At 64.5% G+C, this 15157-nt stretch carries 14 protein-coding genes and 1 tRNA gene; 11 read left to right on the top strand and 4 right to left on the bottom strand.

Annotated elements, in window-relative coordinates; translation table 11 throughout:
- Positions 1-48 precede the first annotated feature (48 nt).
- The 4 genes from AC5Y5O_RS24440 (at position 49) to ku (ending at position 4607) form a co-directional block, all read left to right on the top strand.
- Complete coding sequence (locus AC5Y5O_RS24440; protein WP_500027821.1) at positions 49-1458, top strand: mannitol dehydrogenase family protein; 1410 nt, start codon at positions 49-51, stop codon at positions 1456-1458.
- Entirely contained in the window at positions 1455-2357 is a 903-nt protein-coding gene (locus AC5Y5O_RS24435; RefSeq protein ID WP_500027819.1) for a carbohydrate kinase family protein, read from the top strand. Before AC5Y5O_RS24440 ends, AC5Y5O_RS24435 begins: the two co-directional genes overlap by 4 nt.
- A 104-nt stretch (positions 2358-2461) precedes the next feature.
- Positions 2462-3535 carry a GGDEF domain-containing protein gene (locus AC5Y5O_RS24430; RefSeq protein ID WP_243394178.1) on the top strand — a complete coding sequence of 358 codons (1074 nt, stop codon included), beginning with the start codon at positions 2462-2464 and terminating at the stop codon, positions 3533-3535.
- A gap of 166 nt (positions 3536-3701) precedes the next feature.
- Positions 3702-4607, top strand: coding sequence for a non-homologous end joining protein Ku (gene ku / locus AC5Y5O_RS24425; RefSeq protein WP_096289946.1), 906 nt, complete (start codon positions 3702-3704; stop codon positions 4605-4607).
- 16 nt (positions 4608-4623) lie between these two features.
- On the opposite strand, the gene pstA is transcribed toward ku, so the two are convergent.
- The 4 genes from pstA to pstS (AC5Y5O_RS24405) all read right to left on the bottom strand — a co-directional run bounded on the left by pstA (position 4624) and on the right by pstS (AC5Y5O_RS24405) (position 8959).
- Positions 4624-5547: a phosphate ABC transporter permease PstA gene (pstA, locus tag AC5Y5O_RS24420; protein WP_096289947.1), complete on the bottom strand. Its 924-nt coding sequence runs from the start codon at positions 5545-5547 to the stop codon at positions 4624-4626.
- The gene (pstC, locus tag AC5Y5O_RS24415; protein WP_500027816.1) at positions 5544-6503 is read right to left on the bottom strand and encodes a phosphate ABC transporter permease subunit PstC; all 960 of its coding nucleotides are present in this window, start codon (positions 6501-6503) and stop codon (positions 5544-5546) included. The genes pstA and pstC overlap by 4 nt, the downstream gene beginning before the upstream one ends.
- Positions 6504-6545: 42 nt before the next feature.
- Complete coding sequence (gene pstS, locus AC5Y5O_RS24410; RefSeq protein ID WP_096289948.1) at positions 6546-7661, bottom strand: phosphate ABC transporter substrate-binding protein PstS; 1116 nt, start codon at positions 7659-7661, stop codon at positions 6546-6548.
- 185 nt (positions 7662-7846) lie between these two features.
- Positions 7847-8959: a phosphate ABC transporter substrate-binding protein PstS gene (gene pstS / locus AC5Y5O_RS24405; RefSeq protein ID WP_500027814.1), complete on the bottom strand. Its 1113-nt coding sequence runs from the start codon at positions 8957-8959 to the stop codon at positions 7847-7849.
- A gap of 239 nt (positions 8960-9198) precedes the next feature.
- Between pstS (AC5Y5O_RS24405) and AC5Y5O_RS24400 the strand changes: the two genes are divergently transcribed.
- The 7 genes from AC5Y5O_RS24400 (at position 9199) to AC5Y5O_RS24370 (ending at position 15148) form a co-directional block, all read left to right on the top strand.
- Positions 9199-9990, top strand: a complete 792-nt coding sequence (locus AC5Y5O_RS24400; RefSeq protein ID WP_096289950.1) for an SDR family oxidoreductase — start codon at positions 9199-9201, stop codon at positions 9988-9990.
- Between the two features lie 80 nt (positions 9991-10070).
- Positions 10071-11147, top strand: a complete 1077-nt coding sequence (locus AC5Y5O_RS24395) for an NAD(P)H-dependent amine dehydrogenase family protein (RefSeq protein WP_096289951.1) — start codon at positions 10071-10073, stop codon at positions 11145-11147.
- A 137-nt stretch (positions 11148-11284) separates the two neighbouring features.
- Positions 11285-12514 (top strand): Nramp family divalent metal transporter, encoded by a 1230-nt coding sequence (locus AC5Y5O_RS24390; protein WP_096289952.1) that lies wholly within the window; start codon positions 11285-11287, stop codon positions 12512-12514.
- A 128-nt stretch (positions 12515-12642) separates the two neighbouring features.
- On the top strand, positions 12643-12963 hold the full coding sequence (locus AC5Y5O_RS24385) for a DUF732 domain-containing protein (protein WP_096289953.1): 321 nt from the start codon (positions 12643-12645) through the stop codon (positions 12961-12963).
- Positions 12964-13105: 142 nt separating this feature from the next.
- A complete protein-coding gene (locus tag AC5Y5O_RS24380) occupies positions 13106-14170 on the top strand; it encodes a poly-gamma-glutamate hydrolase family protein (protein WP_500027810.1) in 1065 nt (354 codons plus the stop codon).
- 25 nt (positions 14171-14195) lie between these two features.
- Positions 14196-15020, top strand: coding sequence for an LLM class F420-dependent oxidoreductase (locus tag AC5Y5O_RS24375; RefSeq protein WP_096289955.1), 825 nt, complete (start codon positions 14196-14198; stop codon positions 15018-15020).
- Positions 15021-15075: 55 nt separating this feature from the next.
- Positions 15076-15148: transfer RNA gene (locus AC5Y5O_RS24370), tRNA-Arg, on the top strand.
- The last annotated feature ends 9 nt before the right edge of the window (positions 15149-15157 follow it).

The following is a 15157-nucleotide window of genomic DNA, read 5'->3' as shown; positions in this document are numbered from 1 at the left end:
CCCCGCAGTAGCGATCCGGGCGGTGGCCCGGGGAGGAGGTGGCCAACGATGGCCAGCGCAATCAATCTGAGCAATGCGTCGCTCTCCCGACTGCCGATCGACGCGCCGAAATACGACCGCGACCGCGTCACCGTCGGTATCGCGCACATCGGCGCCGGTCACTTCCATCGGGCGCATCAGGCGGCGTACATCAACTTGCTGCAGCAGCAGGGCCTGGCGCACGACTGGGGTATCTGCGGGGTGGGTGTGATGCCCGCCGACTGGACCATGCGCGATGTCCTGACCGATCAGGACGGGCTGTACACGCTGATCTTGGAGAACCCCGACGGCAGCCGGGATGCCCAAGTGATCGGCTCAATCGTCGATTACCGCTATGCCCCCGATGATCCGGAGTCGGCGCTGGAGGTGCTTGCCGCGCCGTCCACCCGGATCATTTCGCTGACGATCACCGAAGGTGGGTACCGCGATCCCGACGGGCCCGCGTTCACCTTGATCACCCGGGCGCTCGCCCGGCGCCGCGATCGAGGACTCCCCGCGCCGACGATCGTGTCCTGCGACAACATCGAGAACAACGGGGAGGTCGCCCGGCGTACGGTGCTCGCAAGTGCTGAACGCATCGACCCCGAGCTGGCGGCGTGGGTCGCCGAGCACACCCGGTTTCCGAGTTCGATGGTCGATCGCATCACTCCGGCAACGACTTTGGAGATGGCCGCGGAAGTGCGGCGCGACTTCGGCGTCAACGACCGGTGGCCGGTCGTGGCCGAGCCGTTCACCGCCTGGGTGCTCGAGGACGACTTCGCCGATGGCCGGCCGCCCCTGGAGAAGGCGGGCGTGTTAATGGTCGACGATGTGCGCCCGTACGAGCTGATGAAGCTGCGGTTGCTCAACGCGGGGCATCAGTGCCTGTGCTACTTCGCCCATCTCTGCGGCTTCGAGTTCGTGCACGAAGCGGCGCAGGATCCGCTGTTCGCCAAGTACTTGCTTGCCTACTTCGACACCGAGGCCATCCCGACGCTGCCGGCGGTGCCCGGGATCGATCTGCATGACTACGGACGCACCCTGATCGAGCGGTTCGCCAACCCCGCGGTGCGCGACACCGTCGCCCGGTTGTGCGCCTACTCTTCGGACCGCATACCGAAATGGCTGTTCCCCGTCATCCGCGACAACCTGGCCAACGATGGTCCGATTCAGATGGCGTCGGCGGCCGTGGCCAGTTGGGCCCGTTACGCGGAAGGCGTCGACGAGTGGGGCGAGCCGTACGAGGTGCTCGACCAGCTGTCGGATTCGCTCGTCCCGATTGCCCGGTCGCATCGCGAAAACGCATGCGCGTTCCTTGAAATCACCGCGGTATTCGCCGACCTGTCCCATCAGCATCGGTTTGTCGAGGCATACCGCTGGGCGCTGGATTCGTTGCACGGCAAGGGAGCTCGCGCGACATTGGAAGCGCTGGTGCAATGAGGGGCCTGGTGATCGGCGAGTCGCTGATCGATATCGTCGAAGGTGGCGAACATGTCGGCGGCAGTCCGCTCAACGTCGCCGTCGGACTCGGCCGCCTGGGCCGCGACGTCGAATTCCTGACCCACATCGCCGGGGACTCGCGTGGGCGACGGATCGCGGACTACATCAATTCTTCTGGCGCACAACTGGTTCCGGGAAGTATGACTGCCGGTCGCACACCGACCGCGACGGCGACGATCGCCGCGGACGGATCTGCCACCTACACCTTCGATCTGGACTGGCAGCTCTGCGGCACACCCGAAGTTCCACCGCCGTTGTTCGTGCACACCGGGTCGATCGCGGCGGTGCGCGAGCCGGGGTGCTTGGCGGTCGCGGCGCTGCTCGACGCCTACCGGTTGTCGGCCACGATCACGCTGGATCCCAACGTCCGGCCGTCGCTGATCACGAACCGGGATCTGGCGCGGCAACGCATCGAGCATCTCGTCGCACGCAGCGATATCGTCAAGGTCAGCGACGAGGATCTACGCTGGGTCGATCCCGACCGCGAGCCGCAGCATACGGCCCGCGGCTGGCTGGCACTGGGGCCCGCGATCGTGGCGGTGACGATGGGTGAAAACGGTTCGCGGGCCTTCTGCGCGGCCGGTGAGGCACACGTGGCCGCCAAGCAAGCCGAAGTGGTCGACACCATCGGCGCCGGCGACGCTTTCATGGTCGGCCTGCTCGATGCACTCTGGGAAATGGACCTACTGGGCGGCCGGCGACGGGCCGCTCTGGCCAAAATCCAGCTCGACGAATTGACCGCGGCATGCGAGGCGGCAGGGTTGGTGTCGGCACTGACCGTCGGCCGCGCCGGCGCTGATTTACCCGACCGTGCCGCCCTGCGCTCAATCGCTTTCTAGCCCGGTCGAATTCGAGCGTAGAGTCGGCTCGTCAGGCCGCAGCGCATTGCCTTTGAGTCGGCGCTGGTGAGGGTTGGCGAACACCGGGAGGTATGGCGAGTTCCGTGGCAAAGCAGCCAGACCAGTTCGACTGGATCACTGCCTACCTGGACGGTCATGGCCTTCTGACACCGTGGCGCCGGATATCGGCGGTCTTCATCGCCTCATTCACCGCGTTTCCGCTGATCATGCTCTGCAGCCCGGCCGGACCCGCAGAACCGGTGACCCGAACGGTGACACTCGCGGCATCGGCACTGGGGATCGTCGGCGCGGGCCTGCGGCTGAAACGCTGGCCGTCACGACGTCAGTCGAGCAGCTGGTTGCTCATCGGCATGGCGGGCATCGCGGCGGTGCTGTTAACGCTGTCGAACCCGTACGTGGGATTGATGTGTTGCACGACTTTCTCGATGCTGGGTGGCTACATCGCCTACTTCCACGCCTTTGGCTACGTGCTGACCAACTTCGCCGTGGCCGCAACGTGCGTGGCGGTTCTGTCGTATCGCATCATCGCGGGCACCGGCGATGTAGCGCTGACCGTCGCTTCGGTGATCGTGGTGGTAGGACTCAACATCGGTGTGCCGTTGGGCATGCAGTCGTTGGTGCATACGCTGCGGACCGATCTGCAAAGCTCCGGTCGCGACCCCCTTACCGGCCTGCACAACCGGCGCTCCTTCACCAACTCGGCGTACGAACTGATCCGGGCCCACCGCAACACCGCGGGCTCCTATCTGGTGGTTGCGGTCATCGATCTCGACGACTTCAAACGGCTCAACGACACGCACGGCCACGCCGCGGGTGATCAGGCGTTGGTCGCGGTCGCCGCGGCGCTTCAGCAGAGCTGTCGCGCCACCGCCGTGATCGGCCGGGCCGGTGGAGAGGAATTTGTCGTCGCCGACGTCAGGACCACACCCGATCCCGCGAGAATGGCCGAACGAATTTGCGACGCGATAGCCGCCATCCCGTTCGATATCACCGCGAGCATCGGCACCTCCAGCGCGCCGCTGCACACCGGCCCGCCTACCCCGGCCACGGAGCTGATCGACGATCTGATCAGGACGTCAGACGCCGCGATGTACGAGGCCAAACGCGCCGGCGGCAATCAGGTTCGCCACTACTGCGGGGACACGCCCTTCCGGTGACCGCCTGACCGCATTGACTCTCAACACGTTTCGCCGTTTTCGCCGATGATCGGTAGCCGCGGCCCAGGGCGATCCGGCCCGCGGCGACCCCGGTGAAATCCGCTCAATCCCAGCTCACGGGCCTGTCGGGCTGTTTTGCCGGCGGCGGTATGGGCATACTGACAACATGCGCTCCATCTGGAAGGGTTCGATCGCGTTCGGGCTCGTCAACGTGCCGGTCAAGGTGTACAGCGCCACCGAAGACCACGACATCAAGTTCCATCAGGTGCACGCCAAGGACAACGGCCGCATCCGCTACCAGCGAGTGTGCGAGCTAGATGGCGAGGTTGTCGAATACCGGGACATCGCCCGTGCCTACGAATCCGACGACGGGCAGATGGTGGTCATCACCGACGACGACATCTCCACGCTGCCCGAAGAACGCAGCCGCGAAATCGAGGTGCTGGAGTTCGTCCCTGCCGCCGACGTCGACCCGATGATGTTCGATCGCAGCTACTTCCTCGAGCCGGACTCCAAGTCGTCCAAATCGTATGTACTGCTGGCCAAGACACTGGCCGAGACGGACCGCATGGCGATCGTTCATTTCACACTGCGCAACAAGACCCGGCTTGCGGCCCTGCGGGTCAAGGACTTTGGCAAGCGTGACGTCATGGTGGTCCACACCTTGTTGTGGCCGGACGAGATTCGCGATCCCGACTTTCCGGTGCTGGACAAGAAGGTCGAGATCAAGCCCGCGGAGCTGAAGATGGCCGGGCAGGTGGTCGAGTCGATGGCCGAGGACTTCAATCCGGACCGCTACCGAGACACCTACCAGGAGCAGCTACAGGAACTCGTCGACGCGAAACTCGAAGGCGGAGAGGCGTTTACCACCGAGGAGAAGCCCAAGGAATTGGACGAGACCGAAGATGTCTCCGATCTGCTCGCCAAGCTGGAGGCCAGCGTCAAGGCGCGCTCCAGCGACGGGAAGGCACCGGCGAAGAAGACGGCCGCCAAGAAAGCGCCCGCCAAAAAGACTGCCGCAAAGAAGGCGCCGGCCAAGAAGTCGCCCGCCAAAGCGGCGTCGCGATCCTGATCGGTGAGGATCGCCGTCAAGCCCGGGTGAAACTCTCTCCGCGCGGTCGGCCGGTCAAGAAGCGGAATCCCGCGGCAATGAGGTTGATGGCGGCCACGATAATGATCAAGGTCAGCGCCGCGCCCCAGATCCGCAGGAAGCCCGCGTGCTCCGGATTGGTGAGCTCGGTATAGATCAGCAGCGGCAGCGACGCCATGTTGCCGTGGAAGACATCGAGGTTGATAGCCCGGCTGTAACCGACCAAGACCAGCACCGGGGCGGTTTCGCCGATGACGCGCGCGAGGGCGAGCAGAATGCCCGACACGACGCCCGGCATCGCGATCGGAAAGACAATCCGCACAATCGTTTTCCATTTCGGCACGCCCAACGCGTAACTGGCCTCGCGAAGTTCGTCGGGTACCAACCGCAGCATCTCCTCGGTGGACCGCACCACGACCGGCAACATCAGCAGGACCAGCGCCAGCGCCACGGCGAAGGCACTCTGCTGGAAACCCAACGTGGCGATCCACAGGCTGAAGATGAACAGTGCCGCCACGATCGAGGGCACCCCGGCGAGCACGTCAACCATGAAAGTGGTCACCCGCGCCAACCGTCCCGAACCGTATTCCACCAGGAACACCGCCGTCATCAAACCAAGCGGTACGGCCAGCAGGGAAGCCACGCCGGCCTGCACCAACGTCCCGTACAGCGCGTGGTACACCCCGCCGGCGAACTCCTCCGGCAGCACTCCGCGCAGCGAGTGGGTCCACCAATGCGACCGGGTGACGGCGTACCCTCCCCGCTCGATCACCACCCAGAGCACCCAGACCAGCGGCACCAACGCCACACCGAACGACGTGAGGAAAAGCATTGTCGCAACGTTGTTTTTGATCTTGCGCCGCATACCGACCGGCTCGACGACCGACGCTTTGACCGGCCCACGCAGTGTCTCGGTGCTCATGCGTTGACCTTCCCGCCGGCGACCGCACGGGCGGCAGCGTTGACCACGAAGGTGATCACGAACAACGCGAACCCAGCCGAGATATAGGCCCCAGTCGGCAGCGGCTCGCTGAATTCGGATGCCGCCGAGGCGATCTTCGAGGCAAACGTGTAACCGCCGTCGAACAACGACCAGTTACCGGGACGGGCCCCTGCGCGCAAGATAATCAGCACCGCAACGGTTTCGCCCAGCGCGCGGCCCAGTCCCAGCATCGAGGCCGCGACCACACCGCTGCGGCCGTAGGGCAGCACGGTCAACCGCACCACCTCCCACCGGGTGGCACCGAGCGCTTGGGCCGCCTCCATCTGGATGCGCGGGGTTTGGCGGAAGGCTTCTCGTGAAACCGAGGTGATGATCGGCAAGATCATCACCGAAAGCACGATCCCGGCGGTGAAGATCGTCCCGCCGCCCGCCAAGGACACGTTGCCCTGCTTGAACAGAAAGATCCACCCCAGGTTGCGATTCAGAAATTCGGCCAACGGCTCCAGTTTGGGCGCCAGCACGAATATTCCCCACAGCCCGAAGATGATCGACGGCACCGCTGCCAACAAATCGACCATCGCGGCGAACGGGCGGGCCAGCCGCGGCGGCGCATATTGGGTGAGGAAGACCGCGATGCCGATCGCTACCGGCACGGCCACCACCAGTGCGCTGGTCGCGCTCAGCACGGTGACCATCAGCAAGTCGTGGATACCAAACGCCAGCTTCGCGGGGTCGCTGGTATCGAATTCGTTGCTGGTGAAGAAATTCGCGTGATTGGCCTGCAGCGATGGGATAGCGCGAATCAACAGAAATATCGCGATCAACGCGATCGCGATCACGATCGTGGATCCGGCGGCGGCGGCGACCGACTTGAATATTTGGTCGCCCCGCCGCACCACGCGCCGAGTCACCGCCGCCGGGACGGGCTTCGTCACCGGCGGACTCACACGCAGCGTTTCGGACACCACAACCTCAGGTCACGCGATGGCGTTGACGGCAGTCGACAGCCTCGAACCGAAGGCGTCCGGAATCGGGATGTATCCGTTGTCCGCCAAACCATTCTGACCGGGACCGATGGTGCTCTGCAGGAATGCCTTGACTGCCGAACCGACCTGGGAGTCGGGGTACTTCGAGCAGACAACTTCATACGTCGCCAGCACGATCGGGTACGCACCCGACTGTTTCGGCCGGTAGAACGAAATCGTGTCGAGGACCAGGTCGTTGCCCTGCCCGATGATCGAGGCACCGGCAATCGTCTTGCCCACCGAGTCGCTACTGATCGCGACCGGGTCGGGGCCCGCCGACGTGACGACCTTGGCCACGTTCAGGTGCTGCGCCTGGGCGAAGGACCATTCGTTGTAGGTGATGGATCCCTCGGTGCTCTTGACGGCTGCACTGGTGCCGTCGTTACCCTTGGCGCCCTCGCCGACGCCGCCGTTGAACTTCTTGCCGGCGCCCTTGCCCCACCCGCCGTTGGAAGCGGCGTCGAGATACTTCTGGAAGTTGTCCGTCGTGCCGGACTCGTCACTGCGGAATACGACGTGAATGGGCTCGCTTGGCAAAGTTGCGCCGGCGTTGATCGCTTGGATCGCCGGATCGTTCCACGTGCTGATACCGCCGTTGAAGATCTTCGCCAGGGTGGGACCGTCGACGTTCAGCGAAGTCACGCCGTTGATGTTGAAGGTGACCGCGATCGGGCCGAACACCGTGGGCAAGTTCCACGCCGGCGAGCCGCCGCAGCGGGTTTGAGCCGCCGCGTACTCATCGTGGCTCAACGGCGAGTCGGAGCCGCCGAAATCGGTTTGACCGCCCGTGAATTCGCGGACGCCGGCACCCGAGCCGTTGGGCGTGTAGTTCAACGTCTGACCCGGGCAGGCCTGTTCGAACGCCTTGACGAACCGCGTCATCGCGTTCGCCTGGGCTGTCGAACCGCTTGCCTTCAGCGTCTTGGTGCCACCACAGGTCACCTTGCCCGACGGCGCACCCGACGTGGTACCGCCCCCGGTCGCGTTGTTGTCGCTGCCACACCCCGCGATAGCGAATGTTCCAGCAGCCAGCACCCCGAGTAAGCCGCCAAACCGGTTGAGTTTCAATTCAGTTCCTCACCTTTACGATTGGATGCCGCAGCACTAGCCGCAGCTTACAAAACCAACCGTCATCCTCGCGACCGGGAAGCTACAGTAAGAACAGGTTAACGTTCGGCAAAATTTGTCCCCGCCATCACCTTTCGGCTCGGTGACGCACCCCGCTCGCGATCGCGAATTCGAACCGCCTAAACTTACGAGATCGCGTTGACGGCAACCGACAAACGGAATATGAATGTATCCGGAACGCGAACATATCCGTTGTCCCCCAAGCCATTCTGGCCAGCACCGATGGTGCTCTGCAGAAACGCCTTGACCGCCGCACCGACCTCCGGATCGGGATACCGCGAGCAGACCACCTCGTAGGTCGCCAACACGATCGGGTACGCGCCAGGCTGATTCGGGCGATAAAACGAAATCGTGTCGAGCGCCAGGTCGTTGCTCTGTCCGATAATCGCAGCTCCGGCAATCGTCTTGCCCACCGAGTCGGCACTGATCGCCACCGGATCCGGTCCTGCCGACGTGACGATCTTGGCGGTGCCTAGATGTTGGGCTTGCGCGAACGACCACTCGTTGTAGGAGATCGACCCGTCGTTGGCCTTGACCGCCGCGCTGGTGCCGTCGTTACCCTTGGCGCCTTCGCCGACGCCGCCGTTGAACTTCTTTCCCGCGCCCCTACCCCATGCGCCCTTGGAAGCGGCGTCGAGATACTTCTGGAAATTGTCCGTTGTCCCCGACTCGTCACTGCGGAACACGACCTGAATCGGCTCGGCGGGCAGGCTGACGCCGGGGTTGAGTTCCTGGATCGCGAGATCATTCCACTTGGTGATGCCGCCGTTGAAGATCCTGGCCGCGGTCTGACCATCGAGGGTCAGCGAAGTCAGCCCGTCGACGTTGTAGGTGATCGCGATCGGCCCGATCACCACAGGCAGCTGCCACGCCGGCGAGCCGCAGCGACGCTGGGCGGCCTCGTATTCGCCGGGCCCCAACGTCGAGTCCGAGCCCGCGAAATCGGTTTGATCGCCCGTGAATTCGCTGATTCCAGCACCTGACCCGTTGGCTGTGTAATTCACCGTGTGGCCCGGACACGACTGCTCATACGCCTTGACGAACCGCGTCATCGCGTTGGCCTGCGCCGTGGATCCGCTGGCCTTGAGTTTTGGTTTGCCGCCGCAGACCACCTTCACCGGTGCGGCCGGTGTGGTCGTCTTCTCACCAACCGCGTTGTCGTCATTGCCACACGCCGACAACATCACCGCAGCGGTGGCCAGAACGCACAGGACGGCACCAAATCGGTTGATTCTCAATTCAATCCTTCGTCGTTACAAACGAGACAATGTTCGGCGAATTCGTCAGCCATCGTCGCAGGCCATCGCCCGCGTGTGCAATTTTGGTCGCAATTCCCCGGCGGCCACACCGACCCGGTATGCGGACGCCACAACGCGACTACCGTATGCCAAACTAGAACCTGTTCCAGAAATGCCGCGATCCGAGACGGTCAGTCTTGCTTCCGTTTCGGCCGACACCTCAACGAAGAGAGGCCGCAATGATCCTTGACAGGTTCCGTCTCGACGATAAAGTCGCCGTCATCACTGGTGGCGGCCGTGGTCTCGGGGCGGCCATCGCGGTGGCGTTCGCCGAAGCCGGCGCCGACGTGCTCATCGCCTCGCGCACGCAGTCCCAACTAGAGGCCGTCGCCGAAGAGGTCCGCGCCGCGGGCCGCAAGGCACACATCGTCGCCGCCGACCTGGCCCATCCCGAGGCCACCGCGAAGCTCGCCGAACAGGCCGTCGAGGCGTTCGGGAAACTGGACATCGTCGTCAACAACGTCGGCGGCACCATGCCCAACACGCTGCTCACCACGTCGACGAAGGACCTCAAGGACGCGTTCACCTTCAACGTCGCCACCGCGCACGCGCTCACCATCGCGGCGGTGCCGCTGATGCTGGAGCACTCCGGCGGCGGCAGCATCATCAACATCACCTCGACCATGGGCCGACTGGCCGGGCGGGGTTTCGCCGCCTACGCCACCGCCAAAGCCGCGCTGGCGCATTACACCCGGTCCTCAGCGCTGGACCTGTGCCCACGCATCCGGGTCAACGCGATCGCACCCGGCTCGATCCTGACCTCCGCGCTGGACGTGGTGGCCTCCAACGACGAATTACGCGAGCCGATGGAGAAGGTGACCCCGATGCGCCGGCTCGGAGATCCAGTCGACATTGCCGCTGCCGCAGTGTATTTGGCGTCTCCAGCCGGCAACTTCTTGACCGGCAAGACGCTCGAGGTCGACGGGGGCCTCACCTATCCCAATCTCGACATCCCTGTTCCGGACCTGTGATCCGATGACGCACGCGGCCCCCCGCTCGCGGGGGCTGCTCGCCGTGCCGACCCTCACCTTCGACCGCTAAGGAACCAGTAATGCCTATCCCCGTCGTCCAATTGGGCACCGGCAATGTCGGTATCCACGCACTGAGAGCACTCATCACAAACCCCGAATTCGAACTGCGCGGCGTCTGGGTCTCGTCCGACGCCAAGGCCGGCAAGGACGCGGCATCACTTGCCGGACTTCCGGATTCGACCGGCGTGCTGGCCAGCACCGACCTCGACGCCGTGCTTGCCACCGGGCCGCAATGCGCGGTGTACAACGCACTGGCCGACAACCGGCTGCCCGAGGCGCTCGAGGACTACCGCCGCGTCCTGGCGGCCGGCATCAACATCGTCGGCAGCGGTCCGGTTTTCTTGCAGTACCCGTGGGAGGTGATTCCGGAGGATCTCATCAAGCCACTGGAAGATGCCGCCCGCGAAGGTAATTCGAGCCTGTTCGTCAACGGTATCGACCCCGGCTTCGCCAACGACCTGCTACCGCTGGCGCTGGCCGGCACCTGTCAGAGCATCCAGCAGATCCGGTGCATGGAGATCGTCGACTATGCGACCTACGACAGCGCCGCGGTGATGTTCGACGTCATGGGATTCGGTAAGCCGATGGACGACATCCCGATGCTGCTGCAGCCCGGCGTGCTCAGCTTGGCGTGGGGCTCGGTGATCCGGCAGATCGCGGCGGGGCTGGGCATCACGCTGGACGCGGTCACTCAGGAGTATGTCCGGATCCCGGCGCCCGAGGACTTCGACATCGCGTCGGGGCATATCGCCAAGGGCACCGCCGCCGCGTTGCGCTTCGAGGTGTTCGGCATGGTCGATGGCAAGCCCGCCGTGGTCCTGGAACACGTCACCCGGTTGCGCCCCGACCTGCAGCCCGAGTGGCCGCAGCCCGCTCAGGAGGGCGGTTCCTACCGCATCGAGATCACCGGCGAGCCCTCGTACGCCGTCGACGTCTGTCTGGGCAGCCCGAACGGCGACCACAACCACGCCGGACTGGTGGCCACCGCGATGCGGGTGGTCAACGCGATCCCGGCGGTGGTGGCCGCCGCGCCGGGAATCGTGACAACTCTCGACCTGCCACTGGTCACGGGCAAGGGGCTCTACCTGCCCGGGTGATCGAATACCGGCGTGCGACGGACCGCTGTCGGTCGCGGCTGCGGGCGGGCCACCGACCCGGGGGCACAGTTCGCCGGGTAGCGTTTATCGGATAGCCTCACTTTTTTATTCGGTAATACGCATCGAAGGTCGGACAGTTGGCGCAGGGCACCCGGGCCTCGTTGAAGACCACCTGGTATCTGCTGGGGCCGGCATTCGTCGCCGCGATCGCCTATGTCGATCCGGGAAACGTCGCGGCCAACGTCAGCTCCGGCGCGCAATTCGGCTACCTGCTGCTGTGGGTCATCGTCGCCGCCAACGTGATGGCCGGCTTGGTGCAGTACCTTTCGGCCAAACTCGGGCTGGTGACCGGACGCTCGTTGCCCTCGGCGATCGGCAAGGAGATGAGCCGCCCGCTGCGGCTGACCTTCTGGGCGCAGGCTGAAATCGTCGCGATAGCAACCGATGTCGCCGAAGTCATCGGCGGTGCGATCGCGCTGCGGATCCTGTTCGGTCTGCCACTGCCGCTGGGCGGGGTGATCACCGGAGTGATCTCGTTGCTGTTGCTCTCGATCAAGGACCGTCGGGGCCAGATCATTTTCGAGCGCGTCATCACCGGGCTGCTGCTGATCATCGCAATCGGCTTCGCGGCCAGTTTCTTCGTCGCCACGCCACCGTCCGACTCCGTACTCGGCGGCTTGGTGCCGCGCTTCCACGGCGCCGAAAGCGTGCTGCTGGCCGCCGCGATCCTGGGCGCCACCGTGATGCCGCATGCGGTGTACATGCACTCGGGTCTGGTCCTGGATCGGCACGGGCATCCCGAGCCCGGCCCTCAGCGGCGCTGGCTGCTGCGGGTCACCCGCGTCGATGTCGTGCTGGCGATGGCCGTCGCCGGGACGGTGAACGCGGCCATGCTGCTCGTGGCCGCGATCAACCTGCAGGGCCACGACGACGTCGCGTCCATCGACGGCGCCTACAGCGCGATCCACCACACGCTGGGCCCGGCGATCGCGGTGCTGTTCGCGGTCGGCTTGCTCGCCTCCGGCTTGGCGTCGTCGTCGGTGGGCGCCTATGCCGGCGCGATGATCATGCAGGGTCTGCTGCATCGGTCGATACCGATGATGGTGCGCCGCTTGGTCACGCTGTGCCCGGCGGTGGCGCTGCTGGCGATCGGTCTCGACCCGACGCGCTCACTGGTGATTTCGCAGGTCGTGCTTTCGTTCGGCATCCCGTTCGCGGTGCTGCCGCTGGTCAGACTCACCAGCAATCGCAAGCTGATGGGCGATGACACCAACCACCCGATCACGACGGCCATCGGCTGGGCGGTCGCGATACTGGTGACCCTGTTGAACGTGGTGCTGATCTACCTCACCGTCACAGGGCACTGACAACCGCACGTTCACAGTTCAGCCGTTCCGTGTGATTTGTCCGAGGTTTCTCTATTCTTCATATTTGCGCCGCTTTCGGCTCGCACACTTACGCGGCCTAAACGTGAATACGGAAGGAAACGCGTCAAATGCCTTCACCTCGCTGGCTGGCCAGACTTTCCGCCCCGCTAATCGTTGGCGCCGCCCTGGTAACCACCGCTGCGGTTGCGGCCGCCGACGCCACCGACACCAACTTCCTGACCCAAATGCGCGCCCTGGGATTCACCTGGCCGCCGAATGAGGACCCCGACATCCTCTTTATGGCGCACCACATTTGCGCCGACCGGTGGAATGGATGGTCGTCACAACAGATTGCCGACGACATCCACAACACGCTGGGCCCGCGCGGCATAAATTTCGGCGACACCACCTCGATGGTGAACCTGGCGGTGTCGACCTACTGCCCGTAGGGCGCGTGGTCAGCCGACGTTCGTCCAGGTCCGCGGGCGATATCGGACGGGGCACCGCCCCGAAATTCGAGAGTTGTTTTACATAGCTATACGAAGCACATAGGCTCACCTGGTGCCGATTTGTCTGACGGTGAGCCGCTGAATGCAGGCGCGCCGGCATTTCTACTTCGCATACGGCTCCAACCTGTGCGTAAGGCAAATGGCTCGGCGCTGTCCCGATGCCACTGATCCACGCCCGGCGGTGCTCTCCGATCACGATTGGCTGATCAATCAGCGCGGTGTGGCGACCGTCGAACCCTTCGCCGGCAACCACGTGCACGGGGTGCTCTGGCAACTCTCCGATCACGACCTGGCCACCCTGGACAGCGCCGAGGGCGTTCCGGTGCGCTATCGACGCGACGAGTTGACCGTGCACACCAACGACGGCCCGTCACCGGCCTGGGTCTACATCGATCACCGGGTGACCCCCGGACCGCCCCGCCCCGGCTACCTGTCAAAGGTCATCGATGGCGCCGTCCATCACGGGCTTCCGCAACGCTGGATCGACTACCTACGGCGCTGGGACCCCACCCGCTGGCCTCGCCCAGCGTCCAAGAGATCGGCGTCCGGGCCTGGGCCACAATCACTTTCGGAGCTGCTGATTCAGCCTGGGGTGCTCGAGGCGAGTCAGCTGCGGTCGCGTTTCGGTTTCATGGCCATCCACGGCGGCGGCCTGGAAGAGATGACCGACGTCATTGCCGAGCGCGCGGCCGAGGCCGCCGGGGCATCGGTATACGTGGTGCGCCATCCCGAGCGCTACCCCCATCACTTACCCTCGGCGCGGTTCGACCCGGCCGAGTCGCCACGGCTCGCCGAGTTTCTCGGCCATGTCGACGTCGCGGTTTCACTGCACGGTTTTGGCCGCTTCGGGCGCAGCACACAACTACTGGCCGGGGGCCGCAATCGCGCGCTGGCCGTCCACCTCGCCAAACACATTCAGCTGAGCGGCTATCAGGTCGTCACCGACCTTGACGATATCCCGCTCGAACTACGGGGGTTACATCCTGACAACCCGGTAAACCGGGTACGCGAAGGCGGAACACAACTCGAATTGTCCGTTCGCGTCAGGGGTCTCAGTCCGCGCAGCCCGCTGCCGGGACCTGATGGCCTATCGTCGGTCACCTCTGCCCTGGTTCAGGGGTTGGCGGCCGCGGCTCGCTCCTGGTAATTATTCCTAACTCATTTTACGGAGGTTGTTGGTGGCCAAGGATTTTCGATTTGGCATGAGCATGCGGTTCTACAAGTCGCGCGAGGCGCTCCTCGACAAGGCCAAGCGCGCTGAGGATTCCGGCTTCGACATTCTTTGTGTGCCAGACCATTTGGGCGCCGCGGCACCTTTTCCCACCCTGACCGCGGTCGCGATGGTGACCACGACACTGCGGCTGAGCATGTATGTGCTCAACTCCGCGTTCTACAAACCGGCATTGCTCAGCCGGGACATGCAAGGCCTGGACCTACTCAGTGACGGCCGCCTCGAAATCGGGCTCGGCACCGGCTACGTCCGGGAAGAGTTCGAAGCCGCGGAGATCCCCTACCCGAGCGCCGGTGCCCGGGTCGACTACCTCGAGCACATGACGAAATATTTGAAGGAGCACCACCCCTCGACACCGCTGATTATCGCCGGCAACGGTGACCGCGTGCTGAGAATCGCGGCCCGCAACGCCAACATCATCGGGCTGACCGGCTCGAAGGTGAACGACGTCGAGGACCCGTTCGCCGAAAGAGTCGACTTCGTCCGCAAGGCCGCCGGTGACCGTTTCGAGTCCCTCGAGCTGAATCTGGCGATCACGGCGATGCCGCGCGACGGCGAGACCGAGCCCGACCTCAAGCTCACCCGTGCCTACGCCCCGGAGCTCTCCGATGAGGAGATCCTGTCCCAGGCGTCGGTGCTCAGCGGCTCTCCCGCCGAAATCGCCGACACGCTGCGCGGCTACCGGGAGAAGTACGGCGTGTCCTCCTTCACCGTGCAGGACAACAACATCGCCAACTTCTCGAAGGTGATCGCCGAACTGCGCTGACGACAGTCGCGCCAAGGGGTCTGCGCCTGCCGTCACGGTAAGCTCAGGCCCGTCCGCCCTCGTAGCTCAGGGGATAGAGCACGGCTCTCCTAAAGCCGGTGTCGCAGGTTCGAATCCTGCCGGGGGCACGTCAGGGA

It is taken from the genome of Mycobacterium sp. NGS40, from assembly GCF_059812735.1.
The sequence above is the reverse complement of the archived record's forward strand: the minus strand, read 5'-3'. Positions and strand labels throughout refer to the sequence as shown.

What these genes read in the sequence shown, in the direction of transcription:
- AC5Y5O_RS24440 (WP_500027821.1), top strand. Translation starts at nt 49, where the DNA reads ATGGCCAGCGCAATCAATCTGAGCAATGCGTCGCTCTCCCGACTGCCG.
- AC5Y5O_RS24435 (WP_500027819.1), top strand. Translation starts at nt 1,455, where the DNA reads ATGAGGGGCCTGGTGATCGGCGAGTCGCTGATCGATATCGTCGAAGGT.
- ku (WP_096289946.1), top strand. Translation starts at nt 3,702, where the DNA reads ATGCGCTCCATCTGGAAGGGTTCGATCGCGTTCGGGCTCGTCAACGTG.
- pstA (WP_096289947.1), bottom strand. Translation starts at nt 5,547, where the DNA reads ATGAGCACCGAGACACTGCGTGGGCCGGTCAAAGCGTCGGTCGTCGAG.
- AC5Y5O_RS24400 (WP_096289950.1), top strand. Translation starts at nt 9,199, where the DNA reads ATGATCCTTGACAGGTTCCGTCTCGACGATAAAGTCGCCGTCATCACT.
- AC5Y5O_RS24395 (WP_096289951.1), top strand. Translation starts at nt 10,071, where the DNA reads ATGCCTATCCCCGTCGTCCAATTGGGCACCGGCAATGTCGGTATCCAC.
- AC5Y5O_RS24385 (WP_096289953.1), top strand. Translation starts at nt 12,643, where the DNA reads ATGCCTTCACCTCGCTGGCTGGCCAGACTTTCCGCCCCGCTAATCGTT.
- AC5Y5O_RS24380 (WP_500027810.1), top strand. Translation starts at nt 13,106, where the DNA reads ATGCAGGCGCGCCGGCATTTCTACTTCGCATACGGCTCCAACCTGTGC.